Genomic DNA, 17,876 nt, shown 5'->3' on the forward strand with positions numbered 1-17,876 from the left:
GTTCGTATTCCGGGTTGTACTTGCGGTCGGGCAGATTGACCTTTTCCTGAGGCACGTCCTCGTATGGGATTTTTGTCAAAAGATGCTCGATACAGTTCAGCCGTTCGCGTTTTTTGTCATTGCCTTCGACGATGTACCACGGGGCCTCGGGGATATTGGTCCGGAAAAGCATATCCTCTTTGGCCTTTGTGTAGGATTCCCAGCGGATGCGGGATTCAAGATCCATCGGCGACAGCTTCCATTGCTTCATCGGATCGTGAATACGCATGAGGAATCGCAACTGCTGTTCCTCGTCCGTGATTGAGAACCAGTATTTCAGCAGAATGATCCCTGACCGCACCAGCATCCGTTCGAATTCGGGAACGTCCTGAAAGAATTGTTCAACCTGGTCCTCGGACGCAAAACCCATCACCCGCTCGACTCCGGCCCGGTTGTACCAGGAGCGGTCGAACAGAACGATTTCACCCGCCGCCGGCAGATGCGGTACGTAGCGCTGGAAATACCACTGGCTTTGCTCGCGGCGGCTGGGTGCCGGCAATGCCACCACGCGCGCGACGCGCGGGTTCAGACGCTGGGTGATCCGCTTGATCACCCCGCCCTTGCCGGCACTGTCACGGCCTTCAAACAAGATACAGACCTTGGCCCCGGTATGCTGCACCCAGTCCTGCACCTTGATCAGTTCGGCTTGCAGGCGCAGCAGGTTGCGGAAGTAAACCTTGCGATCCAACATGTCCGGATGCTGTTCCCGATAGATTTTGCGGACTTCCATCGACAGCATTGGCTCACTGAATTCTATCTCGAAATCTTCGTCCAGCGTGTCCTCCAGCTCGGCTTCCAGCCAGTCTTTGGGGGCGCCAGTGTTTTCGTTGTCCAAGGTCAGCTCCTTCTCGGTCTTCGGGTTCGGACCATATCGGGCCCGTGTTACCGTCTGATGTCACCAGATGAATTGATGCGAGGGTCACGAGTCCTGCGGCTGTTGTTGTGCCTGCAAATCAGGTCCAGCGCGGGTATACGGTCTTTCCCCTGAATTTGTACATCTGGCCCGCGGGATACAAGCGTCTGAATTGACGCAATGCACGGCGCTTGGCCATGGCTGCTTGCATTGCCTCGTTTTGGTGCGGCATCACGGTGCACATGACAAAGGTGAGGCGATTGTGACATTCCTTCTTTCCGCGATGCCCGCGATCTGGCCCTGGCTTGTTCTGATATCAGCGCAATTGTTGGTGCTGGCCCGGCGGACAGGCATCGGCTTGTCGTTGCTGGTTTTGTTCATCAGCATTGCCTCGGCGACAGGATTGATGTCACCCATGGCGATCGCCGCGGTGGCCTTTGGTCTGGTCGGAGCTTCGTTGCTGCCCCATCTGAAAGGGTGGCCTGCTGTCGCCGGACACCTGTTGTTGATCCTGTGGTGCCTGGTCATGGGTGCACATCTGCTGCCGGGATTCGAGAATTTGAAAATTTTGGATCAGGTACAGGCAGGTGCGGGAAGTGCCCGTTTCACCCTGCATCTGAACCTGGACAAACCGATGGTCTTCTTTGCCGTTCTTCTGGCCCGGCCCGGGATGCTGCGCGACAAAGCGCAGATCAAACGCACAGCTTTGCTGGCAGGGTTGCTGCTCTTGCCGGGGCTGTTTCTGTTGGGGCTTGCCTTTGGCGCGGTGCAGCCGGAATTTGCGGTCCCGCCCTGGTGGCTGGTATTTGCCCTGTCCAACCTGTTTCTGACCTGCCTGACGGAAGAAGCCTTCTTTCGTGGCTATCTGCAATCGGCCATCTCCTCGCGCTTCGGGGCCGCTTGCAGCGTGATCGCAGCCAGCCTGCTGTTCGGACTGGCCCATTTCGCCGGGGGTCCGGCGCTGGTGATTTTTGCTTCCATTCTCGGGCTGGCCTGCGGATTGGGATACTATGCAACCAGACGCCTGTGGGTACCTGTGATGATGCATTTCGGCTTCAACCTGACCCACCTTTTTCTGTTCACCTATCCCGCGCCTTTATGACAATCAGACGGGCAAGGCCGTGGTCTTGAACACGGTACGCAGGGCAAACGAGCTTTGCATTTGCGCCACCCCGGGCAGGCGCGACAGGTATTGCCGATGGATGCGGGCGAAATCTTCGGTGTTTTCCGCCACAACTTTCAGAATGTAATCCGCCGTACCGGCCATCAGATGGCATTCCAGCACATCCGGTATCCGGGCCACCGCCTTTTCAAACGCATCCAGAACCTCTTCGGCCTGACCCTGTAGCGTGATCTCGACAAAGACCGTTGTCGGCACGTTCATCTTCCGCGCATCCAGCAGGGCCACATAGTTGCGAATGTAGCCTTCGACCTCCAGCCGCTGAACACGCCGGTGGCAAGCCGACGGAGACAGGTTGACCTGTTCAGACAATTCCGAATTCGACATCCTGCCGTTTTTTTGCAATGCCGCCAGAATCTTTCGATCAGTCGTATCCAAGCTCATTTGCGCAAGTCCTTTGCAAGATTTTCACATATTACGCGAAATTCTTCCAAAGAAAAACGTATTGACACGTTTTCTTTCACAGAAATTGCGCGACAAAATGCACATAATTTAAGCAGCTTATGAACGGAGAGCCCCATGAAAATCGGTTGCCCCAAGGAAATCAAACCTCAGGAATTCCGCGTCGGGATGACGCCCAATGCTGCTCAGGAAGCAGTTGCACGTGGTCACGAAGTCCTGATCGAATCCGGCGCAGGCATTGGCGCAGGTTTCGACAATGACGCCTATGTCGCGGCTGGCGCGCGTATCATCGACACTGCGGAAGAAGTATTTGCCATCGCCGACATGATCGTGAAGGTCAAGGAACCCCAGGCCGTGGAACGCAAGATGCTGCGCGAAGGGCAGCTGCTGTTCACCTATCTGCATCTGGCTCCGGACCCGGATCAGACGCATGACCTGCTGGAATCGGGCTGCACCGCAATCGCCTATGAGACCGTGACCGATGCGAACGGCGGCCTGCCCCTGTTGGCACCGATGTCCGAAGTCGCCGGTCGCCTGGCCCCTCAGGTCGGATCGTGGACACTGCAAAAAGCCAATGGCGGGCGCGGCGTTCTGATGGGCGGCGTACCCGGTGTCGGCCCTGCCAAAGTGGTCGTAATCGGCGGCGGCGTCGTAGGAACCCATGCGGCGAAGATCGCCGCCGGAATGGGCGCGGATGTCACCGTTCTGGACCGCTCCTTGCCGCGGCTGCGCTATCTGGACGACGTCTTTGGCGGCACCTTCAAGAATCAGTATTCGACCGCAGGTGCCACCGCCGAGCTGATCCAGGATGCAGATATGGTCATCGGTGCCGTTCTGATCCCCGGTGCTGCGGCCCCGAAACTTGTCTCGCGCGCCCAGCTGTCGACGATGAAACCCGGTGCCGTACTTGTCGATGTTGCCATCGACCAGGGCGGGTGCTTCGAGACTTCGAAAGCCACCACACATGCCGACCCGATCTACGACGTCGATGGTATCATGCATTACTGCGTTGCCAACATGCCGGGCGCAGTGGCGCGCACCTCGACCATCGCCCTGGGCAACGCCACGATGCCGTTCATGCTGTCTCTGGCGGACAAAGGCTGGAAACAGGCGTGTCAGGACGATCCGCATCTGCTGGAAGGTCTGAACGTCCACGCTGGCAAGCTGACCTACTATGCGGTCGGCAAGGCCCTTGGTATCGACGTCGTCTCGCCCAACGTGATCGTCAAGTCGTAACCGCTCCCGCCCCTGAAATCGCTTTTGAAAAGCGATTTCCAGCGTTGGGCATAGCACCACGCCACAGGCGTGGCGCCATCGGACTTAAGGCGACGGTTTGAACAAAGAAAAGGGCACCGCGCCCTTGCGCGGTGCCCGGCCCAACGGGAGGAGGGCATTTTCGAATGCCCGATCGACGGGCGGGAGCCATCATCCCTGTTTCTGGATCTCCACCGAATGAGGATAAGGGATCGAAATACCCTTTTCGTCAAAGGCTTCCTTGATCGTTTTCGTCAGCTCGAATTTGACATCCCAATAGTCCGGCGCCGAGCACCACAGCCGTGCTGTCAGATCCACCGAGCTGTCTCCGAGGTTCGTAACCCGAACCCAGGGCTCAGGGTCGCCGTGAATGCGACTGTCCGCTTTGGCCACATCCAGAATGATCTGCATGGCTTTGTCCGCGCTGTCACCATAATCGATTCCGAACACCAGATCGACACGACGCGTGTCATGGGCAGAGTAGTTCGTGATGATCGAGCCCCATGACTGACCGTTCGGAACAATGATCTGCACGTTATCGGGTGTCACCAGCTCGGTGGTGAACAGGTTCAGGTCCTTTACGGTGCCAGACGTGCCGCCGATATCAACAAATTGACCCAGCTTGTAGGGCCGGAAGACAACCAGCATCACACCGGCCGCCAGATCGCTGAGTGTGCCTTGCAGCGCCAGGCCGATAGCCAGGGACGCAGCACCCAGAATGGCGACGATGCTGGTGGCTTCAATTCCGAAGATGCCTAGAACCGCAACCAGAACCATGGCGAGAATAGCCCATTTGACCAAGCTTGCCATAAAGTTCCCAAGCGTCGGATCAATATGCGGCGTCGAATTGATCCGGCGGCGAACCATGCCCCCGATTGCACCAGCCACGATCCAGCCCAGGATCAGAACGACAAGCGCCTTGACGGCACTCATGATCAGCGGGGCAAATGCACCCACCTGTGTTACGACCTCATCCACGCCCATCTCCTTTCAACAGCAAGAAACCCGCGAGGTTTTCGCGGGGGTCACCAGAGTGTGAGCCAAGTTTGGCTTCCGGTCTAGGTGCGAGTTTCGCTGGATTTCCCCTTTGTTCGTCAGAAAACACGGCCTGACCGGAAATGCACATCGCCAAGGGCTTATATAAATCAGGCTTGGGCCCTAGCTTTTACGCAGACAGCCAAACAGGAGCCCCCAATGCTGGACAACAAACCTCATCCGATCATGGCGCGCTGGCCCGCGCAATCCCCGGACAGGATTCAACTGTATTCCTATCCGACTCCAAACGGCGTTAAGGCGTCGATCATGCTGGAGGAAACCGGCCTGCCCTATGAGCCCCATCTGGTGACGCTGTCGGATGCGGATGTCAAAAGCCCCGAGTTTCTGTCGCTGAACCCAAACAACAAGATCCCCGCCATCATCGATCCCAACGGGCCGGACGGTAAGCCCCTGACCCTGTTCGAAAGCGGGGCAATCCTGCTGTATCTGGCCGAAAAATCAGGCAAGTTGCTGGGACAAAGCGCAGCAGACAAGCATCGCATTACACAATGGCTGATGTTCCAAATGGGGGGCGTAGGGCCAATGTTTGGCCAGCTTGGCTTTTTCTACAAATTCGCGGGCAGCGAAATCGAAGACCCCCGACCGCGCGAACGCTATATCAACGAGGCCAAACGCTTGCTGAACGTGGTCAACACGCAATTGGACGGGAAAGACTGGATCGCCGGCGATTACTCCATCGCCGATATCGCTCTTGCCCCCTGGTTGAATGCTCTGGACTTCTACGGCGCAAAAGAGGTTGTCGGCTGGGACGACTACGCCAATGTGGTCGCTTATGTCGACCGTTTCATGCAGCGCCCGGCGGTGCAGCGCGGCAAGACCATACCCGCACGCGCTTAATCTGTTTCGCGATCAACAGGGTGCCAATATCGGCACCCTCTTCGCAAAGCTCAGCCCGGCAGTGCACCCGTCAGCACATATCGCAGGATTTCGACAACCTGCGCGGGCTTTTCCGCCACGGCCAGCGCGGCTGCATCAACTTCTTTCAACGCGTGCTGATGCTCGGGACCGTGCAGCACGATAATGGATTTACCCAGCGCTGCGGCATAGCCCGCATCAAAAGCCGCGTTCCACTGTTTGTACTTGTCGCCAAACCGGACAACCACCACGTCGGCATCCGAAATGCCCTTTCGGGTCCGGATCGCGTTGACCATCGCCCCCTTGTGGTCATGCCAGTATTTGTTCGGCTCTTCCCCAAGAATGGCAACGCCGCAATCGTCGCTTGCCGCGTGGTCCGTCACCGGGCTGTTGAATGTGATGTCCAACCCCTGCGCGCCGTCGATGATCTGTTCGCGCCAATCGGTGTGGATTTCGCCAGAGAGGTACACGTTCAGCATCTTTCGTCCTCCGTAAATACACAAAAGGGCGACACCGCCCTTTCATCTTTTCTGAAATACTCCCGCCGGAGGCGGCCCTGCATCAGCCCCGCAGAACGCCGCCGGTTGCCTTGGAAACTTTGGCGATGATCTTTTCGGCCACCGCTTCGATGTCCTTTTCCTTCAGCGTCTGCTCTGTCGGCTGCAATCGTACCGTTATGGCCAGCGATTTTTTACCTTCACCCAGGCTGCCGCCGATGAATTCGTCAAAGACACGCACATCTTCGATCAGCGCCTTGTCGGCACCTGCCGCGGCGTTCACCAATGTCAGCGCCTCGACGTTTTCATCAACGACAAAGGCAAAGTCACGTTCGACCGCTTGCAAGTCACGCAATTCCAATGCGGCACGTGTGGCACCGGACTTGCGGGGCAAGGGAACCTCGTCGGGCCAGATCGTAAAGGCCATTGCCGGACCCTTGATATCCATCGCCTGCAACACGCGCGGGTGCAGCTCACCAAAAACACCCAGCACCTTTTTTGGGCCCAGACAGATCTTGCCGTGACGACCCGGGTGCCACCAGGCATCGCCGTCGCGCAGAATCTGTACCTTGGCCGGTGCTCCGATCGCCGCAAGAACGGCCTCGGCATCCGCCTTGGCATCAAAGACATCCGCTGGGCGCGAGGCCCCGTGCACATCCTTGGGGCCGTTGCGGCCAACCATCAGGCCGGCGATCTGGGTTTTCTGGTCGCCGGGTTCGCCATCATGGAAAACGGGGCCAACCTCGAACAGGGCGACGTCGGCGTATCCGCGTGCCTGATTGCGGGCCGTGGCCTGCAACAATCCGGGCAGCAGATCGGGGCGCATGTGGCTCATCTCGGACGAGATCGGGTTTTCAAGCATGGTCGCGTCATCCCCGCCACCGAACAACGCAGCCGAAGCCTGATCGATGAACGTATAGGTGACGCATTCGTTGTAACCCAGTGCGGCGCAGGTGCGGCGCGCCATGGACTGGCGGCGCTGCGTCGGTGTCATCACCGGCTTGGGAATACCATCGGTGACACGTGGCAAGGGCTTGCCCTGCAACTTGGTCAACGAGGCGATCCGTGCGACCTCTTCCACCAGATCGGCCTCACCCATGATATCGGGGCGCCAGCTGGGCACATGGGCCATCTCGCCCTCCAGACGGAAACCCAGACGGGTCAGCGTCTGACGCTGCTCGCTTTCGGGAATGTCCATCCCGACCAGAGACTGCACCCGTTCGGCATCTAGCTTGTACGCACGCGCGTGGTTCGGCGCTTTGCCCGCCTCTACCACTTTGGACGCTTCGCCGCCGCAGATGTCCAGAATCAACTGGGTTGCGTGCTCAAGCCCTTCCAGCGTGTATTCAGGGTCCACGCCGCGTTCGAACCGATACCGCGCGTCCGAATTGATTTTCAGCGCCCGACCCGTCAGCGCGATTTGCACATGATCCCAGAACGCGCTTTCCAGGAAGACGTTCACAGTATCCTCGGTGCAGCCGGTTTCCTGACCGCCCATGATACCTGCGATGGATTCCGGGCCTTTGTCATCGGAAATAACCATCATGCCGGGCTGAAGCGTGTATTCCTTCTCGTCCAGCGCCACCAGGGTTTCACCGCCTTTGGCGCGGTGAACGCGAAGGTTGCCCTGCACCTTGTCCGCGTCAAACACATGCAGGGGGCGGTTATGGTCAAAGGTCATATAGTTGGTGATATCCACCAGCGCCGAAATCGGACGCAGACCAATCGCCTTCAACTGATCCTGCAACCATTGCGGGCTGGGGCCATTCTTCACTCCACGGATCAGACGGCCGGTGAAATGCGGCGCGCCGTCCAGCGTGCCGTCGTCAATCGTCACCTTGATCGGGCTTTCGAAATCACCCGGCACCGGCACGTAGTCGCGCTGTTTCAAAGTACCGATCCCACGCGCCGCCAGATCACGCGCGATGCCTTCCACGCCCAGCGCATCGGGCCGGTTCGGAGTGATCGCGATCTCGATCACGGGATCGACTTTCGACGGGTCATTCTCGGCAAGCCAATCAACGAACCTGTCACCGACCTCGCCCGAGGGCAGCTCGATGATGCCGTCATGTTCGTCCGACAGCTCCAGCTCGCGCTCGGACGCCATCATGCCAAAGCTTTCGACGCCGCGGATCTTGCCGACACTGATCGTCAGATCCAGACCGGGGATATAAATGCCCGGTTTGCAGACGACGACAGTGATCCCTTCGCGGGCGTTGGGCGCGCCGCAGATGATCTGCAACTCGCCTTCATCCGTGTCCACCTTGCAGACACGCAGCTTGTCGGCGTCAGGGTGTTTTTCCGCGTGTTTCACATAGCCCAGCGTAAAGTCCTTGAGCTTGTCAGCCGGGTTGATGACCTCTTCGACCTCAAGGCCAAGATCGGTCAGCGCCTCAGTGATCTCATCAACCGACGCATCGGTATCGAGGTGGTCTTTCAGCCAGGACAGAGTGAATTTCATTGCTCGGGGCCTTTTTTGGCAGATATCCAGTCGGCACAGGCAATGACAAAGAATGCGCCAAGGTGCAAGCGCTGCGGGTCACGGATAAGTGGGGGTGCGGCCCAAAAGCTCGTCCAATTGCCGCCCGATCCAGCCATGCGGGATGAAATGCCCGCCCGGATGGGTGTCCAGCACCACCCGCCCTTGTGCGCAATCGGTCCATTCCACGCGGCTGAGCGTCAGGATCGGCACCACGCTCCAATCGCCGCGCGGGGTTGCTCCGTTGCAGTTGTACTTTTCCCGCCACAGGGCCACCGGATAGGTCGTGTCGCCATTCGCGCCATAAGGAAAATCCATCACAGTATCGCTGAGGCCATGCACATGCCGCGCCTCACGCGGGGCTTCGGGGCAGTCTTCGGTCTGGCGAATGCTGCCCGCTACGGCCAGCAAAGCGGCAATGTCATTGCCCGACTGGCAGACATAGCGCCACGCCATCGCGCCGCCGAAGGAATAGCCCGAGACATAGATACGGTTAGGGTCAATCGGATAGCGCTTGGCGACGTCCCCCAGCACCCGGTCGGCAAAAGGCACGTCGCCGGTATCCGATGTCCAGAAATCCCAGCTTTTGCCCAACCCGTTCGGCGCGACCAGCAACACGCCCCGCCGTTTCGTCGCACCTGCAATGCGTTCATGGTTCACCACCACGGTGCCTTGCCGCGCCCAGCCGTGGAAATGCAGCAACACCGGCAGAGGTGTTTTGCCATCCCACCCGTTCGGTTCCAGCACGTGATACGAGCGGTCGCCGACCTCGCAGGCGATATCGCCGTGGCAAGTATCCACGGCAACGGCTTGGGTCGCGAACAGCAAGAAGAAGCAGAGCAGTCGATAGATCATGCGCCCGACCCTACTCAGCCTACGCGCCAAGTCACGTCACAACCCCGTGCGAGCCTGTAACAAGCCGCGCCATCGCCTGACCGTCAGTTCAATTCACGAACTTTGTTGCCGCCAGCCCATGCGGGCGGTTTCAAGAGGTATCCAACTAACTCAAATCCTCTTTCATGGAGGAGATCAGACTATCGGTTGCTGCAGTCAGTTTGACTGTGAATTCGATATCAACATCTTTTTGAGCATCTGTCTTGTCAGCCCACTGGCTTGGAGTTAGCGACAAAACGAATGAACCATAATCGGTATAGATGAGCAAAACCTCAAAGGCCCTTTTGTAAACATCAACGGAGGCCAACAACTTTAGTTCCTCAGAGTAGCGTTTTAGGTTAGAAGTTTGCAGGGAAATCTTAGAGTCTTTGGGGCCTCCCGAAACTTCGTTCCAAAGCAACCCACATTGGTGCAGGTATTCAGCGTAAACCTTCCGGCGCTCATCGCGACGAAGTTCATATCGCTCAGAAGCAGCCTTCTTGTAGTAAAGGTAAATTGCTCCTGCCAAAGCAATCAAGGGGCTCAAATTCTTAACCAACTCGCCGAGCCATTCGAGAACTGCTGGGAGCCAAGAGAAGTCTTGGCTCAAACTCTCTAAGGCGGAAATTGGTTCCATTACCGAGACAAACCACCATGCAGGTTCGGCATATCCAGCGCCGCAAACCCGTAGTGCCGCAGCCAGCGCAGGTCGGAATCAAAGAACGCCCGCAGATCCGGAATGCCGTATTTCAGCATCGCCAGACGGTCGATGCCGATGCCGAAGGCAAAACCCTGATAGACCTCGGGGTCGATCCCACCGGCGGCGATCACCTTGGGGTGGACCATGCCCGAGCCGAGGATTTCCATCCAGTCGTCACCCTCGCCGATCTTCAGCTGACCGTTATCCCACGAACAGCGGATATCGACCTCGGCCGAGGGTTCGGTGAAGGGGAAGTGCGAGGCGCGGAAGCGCAGTTCGACATCGTCGACCTCGAAGAACGCTTTCACGAACTCCTCCAGAACCCATTTCAGGTTCGCCATCGAGATGTCTTTGTCGATCGCCAGCCCCTCGACCTGATGGAACATCGGCGTGTGGGTCTGGTCATAATCGGCGCGATACACGCCGCCCGGACAGATCACACGGATCGGCGCGCCCTGTTTCTCCATCGACCGGATCTGCACCGGAGACGTATGGGTCCGCAGCACATGCGGCGGGCGATTGTCGCCTTCAGCGCGGTGCATATAGAACGTGTCCATCTCGGCCCGCGCGGGGTGGTGGCCGGGGATGTTCAGCGCGTCGAAATTGTGCCAGTCGGTCTCGATCCGCGGCCCTTCGGCCACCGAAAAGCCCAGTTCGGCAAAGATCGCGGTCAGTTCCTCGGTCGCCTGGCTGACCGGGTGGATCGAGCCCTGACGGCGCGCGCGGGTCGGCAGGGTGACATCCAGCCATTCGGTGCGCAGGCGTTCATCCAGCGCGGCATCGGCCAGCGCGGCCTTTTTGGCGGACAGCGCCGAGTTGATCTCATCCTTCAGGGCATTCAGCGCGGGGCCTGCCACCTGGCGTTCCTCGGGCGTCATTTTACCCAACTCGCGCATCTTCAGCGCGACCTCGCCTTTTTTGCCCACGGCGGCGACGCGGATCGCCTCAAGCGCGTTCTCGTCGCCTGCCTCGGCGATTTGGCCCAGATATTTTGCCTTAAGATCGTCCATGACGCCCTCTGAATTTGGTCGCCAACCTGCTATCGGGCCAGCCCCGCGAATGCAAGCGGGACCGGGCGGATCAATAGCTGTATTCGGGGAAAATCCGGGTCAGATCACCGTTCCAGTCGCCGTTGTAGTGTTCCAGCAACTCATCCGCAGGCACTTTCCCGCTTTGGATGCTGTCCTTGAGCGCGTTGAGGAAATGGGTCTCGTCCGGCACCAGGCCACCGGCCCCGGGATAGGCGCGGGCTTTCAGGCCGGCTTCGGAGATCGCAACAACCTCACGCGCCAGATCGTGCATGTTGATGTTGCCGACCTTCGCTTGCAGGCCAACTTTGGCAGCCGCGACACGCAGCGCCTCGCGGGTTTCGGTGTCCCAGCCTTTGACCAGATCCCAGGCCGCGTCCAGGGCCGTTTGGTCGTAAGTCAGGCCGACCCAGAAGGCGGGCAAGGCACACAGGCGCCGCCATGGTCCACCATCGGCCCCGCGCATTTCCATGAACTTCTTGATCCGCGCCTCGGGGAAGGCGGTTGTCAGATGATCGGCCCAATCGCTGAGCGTGGGCGTTTCCCCCGGCAGGGCGGGCAGTTCGCCTTTCAGGAAGTCGCGGAACGACATGCCCAGCGCATTGATGTACTGGCCGTCGCGATAGACGAAATACATCGGAACATCGAGCGCGTATTGCACGTAACGCTCAAACCCAAAGCCGTCTTCGAACACGAAAGGCAGCATGCCCGTGCGCGCATCGTCCAAATGCCGCCAGATGTAACTGCGCCAGCTTTTCTGGCCATTTACCTTGCCTTCGAAAAAAGGTGAGTTCGCAAACAACGCTGTTGCCACCGGCTGCAAGGCCAGCGCGACGCGCAGTTTCTGCACCATGTCGGCCTCGGAGCCGAAGTCGATATTGACCTGCACCGTACAGGTGCGCCGCATCATGGCGCGGCCCATGGTGCCGACCTTTTCCATATAGTCGTTCATCAGCCGGTACCGCCCTTTGGGCATCAACGGCATTTCCTCATGTGTCCAGGTCGGCGCCGCGCCCAGACCGATGAAACCCACGCCGATCTCATCTGCGATGTCCTTTACCTCGCGCAGGTGGGTGTTCACCTCATCACAGGTTTCGTGGATGGTCTCGAGCGGAGCACCCGACAGCTCCAGCGCGCCGCCCGGCTCCAGGCTGACATTGGCGCCGTCCTTTTCCAGACCGATCAGATGACCCGCTTCACGGACTTCGGCCCAACCGTGCCGGTCACGCAGGCCCTCCAACACCGCCACGATGGATCGCGCACCTTCGAACGGCAACGGTTTCAGCGTGTCCTTGCAGTAGCCGAATTTCTCATGCTCGGTGCCGATGCGCCAGTCTGCCTTGGGCTTGCAGCCCGACTCCAGATATTCGGCCAATTGCTCGTGGCGTTCGATTGGTCCGCCGCCGGACTGGGGGATGGACATGAGACCCGTGCTCCGATCCTGATGTGTCTGTCTTTTGGCCAGTCGTGGGGGCAAACCGCGCCAGTGTCAATGCAGCCGAAGGTGTGGAGGGCGCGAGGGCGTACGCTCCCAAATCACGACCGGATGGGCCGATCCACCGTTCAGTTCGGCCAGCATATGCTCGGTTTTCAGGCCCGGAAGCGCCGAGAAGACATCGAACAGCGCCTCGGCCCCTTCCGCATTCACAGGAATGTGAAGCACCGCCTGACCCGGTTGTTCCAACACCCAATGCGCCGGCGTCGAGGTCGGATCGAGCGCCAGCCGCTCAATTTCCCGAGCCGCAACGATACCACCATCCAGCGGACCAAGATAAGTTATCTGACCTTCGTCGATTGTTACGATCCCCGGACCGCCTGCGCCATTGCGAAAGCGCGCGCGCTGAATGCCGATGACGGCCAGAGCGATTGCAAAAGCGGTCAGAATCCAACCCAACCAGCCCAGCAAACCGCCAGGTCCGTTGATCCAGCTCAGGCCCAGCAACAGAACCAAACCTGCCACCAACAGCTCGCGCCAGCGCCACAGGGCCAGTTTGGCTTCGGGCCTGATGAAACTCATGTCGGCTCTCCCGTGGAAACACCCTTATATGGTGCCGTGATTGCTTCAAACTGCATAGTTGAGAAATCGTGTACCAATCGGCGTTCTTCAAGCCCACCGGCATCAGAGAGTCGCGCTTGCCAAAGTGCTCCACCTTCAGCCCACTGCAGTTCATCGCCCCAGAAATCGGCCCATTCCCATGCAGAGCAATCAGTTGTGCATTGTTCGTCTGAGAGGTTGATGGCGTATTGACTGGAAATGAGCGCGCGATTCTTCCTACTCAGCGAAAAAGTCTGGCTTAGGCTGCAATGCTTTGACACACCGCGCTTCAATTCCATTTCATATTTTTGGCCGCGCACAAGATGCCAACCTCGCAGCTTGAGTCGCGACAGAACCAGATCCCCCATATGAAACCCATCTGTGGAATGGGGGTACGCGCCAGTCTTGGCTGGCTTCAATCCATCCGGAAGCGCGGCGGGCGAAGCGGCTCCGTTCAGCCAAAGTTTTCCATCTTCGGTAAACGCGCCCCCGCCCATCCAACTGTCGGATTGCGGCCAGTAGGCAATCGCCGTCAGCCAAGGCGCTTTGGACACTGCAGTCCAACATCGTCCACCCCGGCAGGCGAAATACACCAGGTGATCCCCTGAGGGCGACAGATCGCAACGGTATTCATGGATACGCGCGCCAATCCACTGCCCCATCTGAACCGCACCGCGCCCACGGTCCCACAGTAAGGCAGCAACTTGATGGCTGGGCCCCCTGCGCAAGACGACGGCATGTCCTGAGGCCAGGCTGGTCAGAACATGGAGGCGCGGTGGTGGCGTCACGCCCAATCCCCCAGCGCCTGCTGCCACATGGTCAATGCAGCCACCGCTGCCGTGTCGGCCCGCAGGATACGAGGGCCAAGGCTGACCACATGTGCGAATGGCAACCCTGTCAGACGCGCGCGCTCAGCGTTGGAAAACCCGCCTTCCGGGCCGATGAGAATCGCCCATGGGCGCCCTTTTTCATTCGCCGCCAACCGCAGGGCCGAGCCGACCTCGGCCTCGTTGCAGAACATCAACTGCCGACCTTCAGGCCAGGTCTTCAGCACGCGGTCCAGCCGCTGAAGGTCTGCCACTTCGGGCACGTAGGTTCCACCGCATTGTTCAGCTGCTTCGATTGCATGAGCCTGAAGCCGGTCTTGCCGGATGCGTTCGGAATTGGTGAATTCGGTCTGAACTGGCAGGATGCGGGCCGCCCCCATTTCAGCTGCTTTTTCAACAATGAAATCGGTGCGCGCCTTTTTGATCGGCGCAAACAGGAACCACAGATCGGGGGGTAGCTGCAAAGGTTTGGTCTGCCTGATACAGGTCAGAGCACCGCCACGCTTTCCGGACTCGGCCACCTCGGCCAGCCACTCTCCATCTTTGCCGTTAAACAGCGCCACTGCTCCGCCAACCGGCAATCGCATGACGCCAAACAGATAGTGCGCCTGGTCGCGCGTCAAAGGAACCGATTGCCCCTGACCCAAGGGCTGCTCTACATACAGTCTGATCTTCGCACTCATGAGACCCTACATATGCAAGGCAATGCCCCAACACCAGATGGTCAAGTCGCCGATGCCGTCAGCGGCAACTGGGTCGACACCCACGCCCCGGCCTTTGCCCGCCCCTATCTGCGCCTCAGCCGCGCGGACCGCCCCATCGGAACATGGCTGCTGCTGATTCCCTGTTGGTGGGGGCTGGCGCTGGCGATCCTGCATGATGGTCAGCCGCGTTGGGAAGATCTGTGGATCGCCATGGGATGCGCAATTGGGGCCTTCCTGATGCGGGGCGCCGGTTGCACGTGGAATGACATTACGGATCGGGAATTCGACGGGCAGGTCGAACGCACACGCTCGCGCCCGATTCCTTCGGGTCAGGTCAGTGTCCGACAGGCCGCGGTCTGGATGATCCTGCAATGCATTCTGGCGCTTGGCATCCTTCTCAGCTTCAATCAGGCGGCCATCGCAATGGGCGTTCTTTCCCTGCTGCCAGTGACGATCTATCCGTTTGCCAAACGGTTTACCTGGTGGCCTCAGGTGTTTCTGGGGCTGGCCTTCAACTGGGGCGCGCTTCTGGCCTGGGCGGCCCATAGCGGTTCCGTCGGATGGCCAGCAGTGACGCTTTACCTGTCTGGAATCGCGTGGACCCTGTTCTACGACACCATCTATGCGCATCAGGATGCCGAGGATGACGAACTGATCGGCGTCAAGTCAACCGCTCGTCTGTTCGGAGCCGATACAGCGCGGTGGCTGAAGTACTTTTTGGTGGCAACCGTGTCGCTGATGGGGCTGGCCATCGTCGATGCAGGGGTGCCGGATGCCTCGATGCTGGCACTGGGCGTTGCGCTCTGTGGTCCTTGGGCAATGGGCTGGCACATGATGTGGCAACTCCGCGCGCTGGACATCGAAGACAATGCCAGGCTGTTGCAATTGTTCAGGGTCAATCGTGACACTGGCTTGATTCCGCTGATCTTCCTCTGCGTCGCCCTGTTGCTCTGATTGCACCTGCTGAACGGGGCCTGTAAAGATCGGCCCAACCGCCTGAGGAGTGTCAAACCCAAATATGCGTCTGCCGTATTTTATCGTTGTTTCCCTGATCTTTCTTGTATCAGCCGGGCTGTCGCTTTTGGCAGCCAGCTATGCCGTCACAAAGATCGAAGAGACATCGGAATTCGCTGTGCGCAGGGCGCTTGACCTCAAAGGACACGACTGGGCCGAGGTCGAGTCAGATGGCTTGCGCGTGGTCCTGACCGGAATTGCACCGGATGAGGCGACACGATTCAACGCACTGACCGCAGCCGGAACCAAGGTCGATGCGTCCCGCGTAATCGATGAAATGGAGGTCGAAGCGACCTCTGCCCTGGCGCCGCCGCGCTTTTCGGCGGAAATTCTGCGCAACGATCACGGCATCTCGATCATCGGCCTGATCCCGGCCAGCGAAGACAGAGATGCCCTGATCAGAAGGTTGAGCAACCTCGACCGCAACACCGCAGTTTCGGACCTGATGGAAACCGCGGATTATCCCAAGCCCGATGGTTGGGATGCCGCGATATCATATGCCATCGAGGCGCTGGCCAGCCTGCCGCGTGCCAAAATTTCCGCAAACCCCAAATTGGTCAAAATCACCGCCATTGCGGACAGCCAACAGGAAAAACAACGTCTCGAACGCGATTTGACCCGCGCCGCGCCGCCCAGCCTGCGGATCGGGCTGGCGATCTCGGCGCCTCGTCCCGTCATAACGCCCTTTACGCTGCGTTTTCTGATCAACGAAGACGGCGGGCAATTTGACGCCTGCTCGGCACAGGATGAAAAAGCGCGCGACCGGATCGTGACCGCCGCGCGCGATGCCGGGTTGTCCGGGCCATATTCCTGCACCATCGGCCTGGGCGAGCCCTCGCCACGCTGGCCCGAAGCCGCCGAGAAGAGCATTCAGGCGCTGGCCATAATCGGCAAAGGCTCGGTCACGATGTCGGATGCGGACATCACCCTGGTTGCGGCGCAAGGCACGGATCCAGCCTTGTTCGACCGGGTTGTGGGCGAGCTTGAAACAGCGTTGCCTCAGGTCTTTGCCCTGCATGCCGTGCTGCCGGAACCTGAAACCCGCGAACAGACCGGACCCGTCGAGTTCTCGGCAACCCGCAGCCCCGAAGGGCTTGTGCAACTGCGAGGGCGTCTGGGGGATGAAACGCTGCGGGACATGGTCGACAGCTATGCCCGCGCGGCCTTCGGCTCGGATCAGGTCTATACCGCGACCCGCATCGTGCCCGGGCTTCCGGCAGATTGGCCGGTGCGTGTTCTGGCCGGTCTTGAGGCGTTGGCCCAGCTTCAAAACGGGGCCCTGACCGTAACACCAGGCTCAGTCGAACTGACCGGCCTCAGCCATGAAGAGGATGCCAAGGCCCGTATCGCAGGTCAGTTGTCGGACAAGCTAGGTGAGGGGCAGGAATTCACCCTGACGATCACCCATCAGCCTCCGCCAGAGCCCGAAGACGCGCTGCCCGATCCTGAAGTCTGCGAAGCGCAGATCGCCGAAATCCAAACCGTCAGCAAAATTGCGTTCGAACCCGGATCGGCAACGATCGCATCCGACTCACGCGATACGGTGAATCAGATCGCCGACATCCTGCGCGACTGCGGGCCGATCCGGTTGGAAATCCAGGGCCATACAGACAGCCAGGGCCGCGAAGAGATGAACCAGCAGCTCAGCCAGGCACGGGCGCAATCGATTCTGAACGAACTGCGCGGGCGGCGCATTCCCACCAGCAGCTACACTGCTGTTGGATACGGTGAAACACAGCCCATCGCGGACAACGACACCGAGGAAGGCCGCGAAGCAAACCGGCGGATCGAATTCCGGCTGATTCGTCCCGAGCCTGTCGAAGCCTCCGAAACGGGCCTCGAAGCGCTCGAGGCTGACGCGCCTGAAACGGATCAGACCGAAACGACCGCACCAGACACGGATGCAGAGGACCAGTAAGTTGAACAGAACCGAATTCATCATCGCCACCGCTGTCATTCTGTTTGCGGCCTTCTGCATGGGCTGGTTTGCCAACTGGCTGGCACACCGCCTGTCCCGCGTCCGCCAAAGCGACGTTGCCGATCTGGATCGCATGAGCCAGGAGCTGCACGAAGCCGAAGA

At 59.3% G+C, this 17,876-nt stretch carries 17 protein-coding genes; 5 read left to right on the plus strand and 12 right to left on the minus strand.

The features are described from left to right. Nucleotides 1–874: polyphosphate kinase 2 (gene ppk2, locus AC2FNN_RS18475; RefSeq protein ID WP_496759926.1), on the minus strand; the 874-nt coding region annotated here is incomplete at its 3' end. A gap of 280 nt (nucleotides 875–1,154) precedes the next feature. Here ppk2 and AC2FNN_RS18480 point away from each other — a divergent pair. Next, nucleotides 1,155–1,994 carry a CPBP family intramembrane glutamic endopeptidase gene (locus tag AC2FNN_RS18480; protein WP_496759927.1) on the plus strand — a complete coding sequence of 280 codons (840 nt, stop codon included), beginning with the start codon at nucleotides 1,155–1,157 and terminating at the stop codon, nucleotides 1,992–1,994. Between the two features lie 3 nt (nucleotides 1,995–1,997). Here AC2FNN_RS18480 and AC2FNN_RS18485 read toward each other — a convergent pair whose 3' ends face one another. Beyond that, complete coding sequence (locus AC2FNN_RS18485; protein ID WP_152456756.1) at nucleotides 1,998–2,456, minus strand: Lrp/AsnC family transcriptional regulator; 459 nt, start codon at nucleotides 2,454–2,456, stop codon at nucleotides 1,998–2,000. A gap of 135 nt (nucleotides 2,457–2,591) precedes the next feature. On the opposite strand from AC2FNN_RS18485, the gene ald reads away from it, so the two are divergent. Next, complete coding sequence (gene ald / locus AC2FNN_RS18490) at nucleotides 2,592–3,710, plus strand: alanine dehydrogenase (RefSeq protein ID WP_496759928.1); 1,119 nt, start codon at nucleotides 2,592–2,594, stop codon at nucleotides 3,708–3,710. 189 nt (nucleotides 3,711–3,899) lie between these two features. Here ald and AC2FNN_RS18495 read toward each other — a convergent pair whose 3' ends face one another. After that, the gene (locus AC2FNN_RS18495) at nucleotides 3,900–4,661 is read right to left on the minus strand and encodes a mechanosensitive ion channel family protein (protein WP_496759939.1); all 762 of its coding nucleotides are present in this window, start codon (nucleotides 4,659–4,661) and stop codon (nucleotides 3,900–3,902) included. A 261-nt stretch (nucleotides 4,662–4,922) separates the two neighbouring features. On the opposite strand from AC2FNN_RS18495, the gene AC2FNN_RS18500 reads away from it, so the two are divergent. After that, nucleotides 4,923–5,621 carry a glutathione S-transferase family protein gene (locus AC2FNN_RS18500; protein ID WP_496759929.1) on the plus strand — a complete coding sequence of 233 codons (699 nt, stop codon included), beginning with the start codon at nucleotides 4,923–4,925 and terminating at the stop codon, nucleotides 5,619–5,621. 50 nt (nucleotides 5,622–5,671) lie between these two features. On the opposite strand, the gene AC2FNN_RS18505 is transcribed toward AC2FNN_RS18500, so the two are convergent. The 9 genes from AC2FNN_RS18505 to AC2FNN_RS18545 form a co-directional block, all read right to left on the minus strand. Further along, on the minus strand, nucleotides 5,672–6,118 hold the full coding sequence (locus tag AC2FNN_RS18505) for a YtoQ family protein (protein WP_171119768.1): 447 nt from the start codon (nucleotides 6,116–6,118) through the stop codon (nucleotides 5,672–5,674). 82 nt (nucleotides 6,119–6,200) lie between these two features. Beyond that, nucleotides 6,201–8,597: a phenylalanine--tRNA ligase subunit beta gene (gene pheT, locus AC2FNN_RS18510; RefSeq protein WP_496759930.1), complete on the minus strand. Its 2,397-nt coding sequence runs from the start codon at nucleotides 8,595–8,597 to the stop codon at nucleotides 6,201–6,203. A gap of 78 nt (nucleotides 8,598–8,675) precedes the next feature. Further along, nucleotides 8,676–9,470, minus strand: coding sequence for a CE1 family esterase (locus AC2FNN_RS18515; RefSeq protein ID WP_496759931.1), 795 nt, complete (start codon nucleotides 9,468–9,470; stop codon nucleotides 8,676–8,678). Nucleotides 9,471–9,615: 145 nt separating this feature from the next. Further along, a complete protein-coding gene (locus AC2FNN_RS18520) occupies nucleotides 9,616–10,125 on the minus strand; it encodes a hypothetical protein (protein ID WP_496759932.1) in 510 nt (169 codons plus the stop codon). Beyond that, on the minus strand, nucleotides 10,125–11,198 hold the full coding sequence (gene pheS, locus AC2FNN_RS18525) for a phenylalanine--tRNA ligase subunit alpha (protein ID WP_171635078.1): 1,074 nt from the start codon (nucleotides 11,196–11,198) through the stop codon (nucleotides 10,125–10,127). Before pheS ends, AC2FNN_RS18520 begins: the two co-directional genes overlap by 1 nt. 70 nt (nucleotides 11,199–11,268) lie before the next feature. Further along, entirely contained in the window at nucleotides 11,269–12,639 is a 1,371-nt protein-coding gene (locus AC2FNN_RS18530; RefSeq protein ID WP_496759933.1) for a glutamate--cysteine ligase, read from the minus strand. A 66-nt stretch (nucleotides 12,640–12,705) separates the two neighbouring features. Continuing rightward, the gene (locus AC2FNN_RS18535; protein ID WP_496759934.1) at nucleotides 12,706–13,233 is read right to left on the minus strand and encodes a hypothetical protein; all 528 of its coding nucleotides are present in this window, start codon (nucleotides 13,231–13,233) and stop codon (nucleotides 12,706–12,708) included. Then, nucleotides 13,230–13,619 (minus strand): hypothetical protein, encoded by a 390-nt coding sequence (locus AC2FNN_RS18540; protein WP_496759935.1) that lies wholly within the window; start codon nucleotides 13,617–13,619, stop codon nucleotides 13,230–13,232. The genes AC2FNN_RS18535 and AC2FNN_RS18540 overlap by 4 nt, the downstream gene beginning before the upstream one ends. A 416-nt stretch (nucleotides 13,620–14,035) precedes the next feature. Further along, a complete protein-coding gene (locus AC2FNN_RS18545; RefSeq protein ID WP_496759936.1) occupies nucleotides 14,036–14,761 on the minus strand; it encodes a 16S rRNA (uracil(1498)-N(3))-methyltransferase in 726 nt (241 codons plus the stop codon). Nucleotides 14,762–14,773: 12 nt separating this feature from the next. Here AC2FNN_RS18545 and ubiA point away from each other — a divergent pair, with 12 nt between their 5' ends. Continuing rightward, nucleotides 14,774–15,736 carry a 4-hydroxybenzoate octaprenyltransferase gene (gene ubiA, locus AC2FNN_RS18550; RefSeq protein ID WP_496759937.1) on the plus strand — a complete coding sequence of 321 codons (963 nt, stop codon included), beginning with the start codon at nucleotides 14,774–14,776 and terminating at the stop codon, nucleotides 15,734–15,736. A 64-nt stretch (nucleotides 15,737–15,800) separates the two neighbouring features. After that, complete coding sequence (locus AC2FNN_RS18555; RefSeq protein WP_496759938.1) at nucleotides 15,801–17,714, plus strand: OmpA family protein; 1,914 nt, start codon at nucleotides 15,801–15,803, stop codon at nucleotides 17,712–17,714. Nucleotides 17,715–17,876: the final 162 nt, after the last annotated feature.

This window comes from Ruegeria sp. BHSA118 (assembly GCF_059613405.1).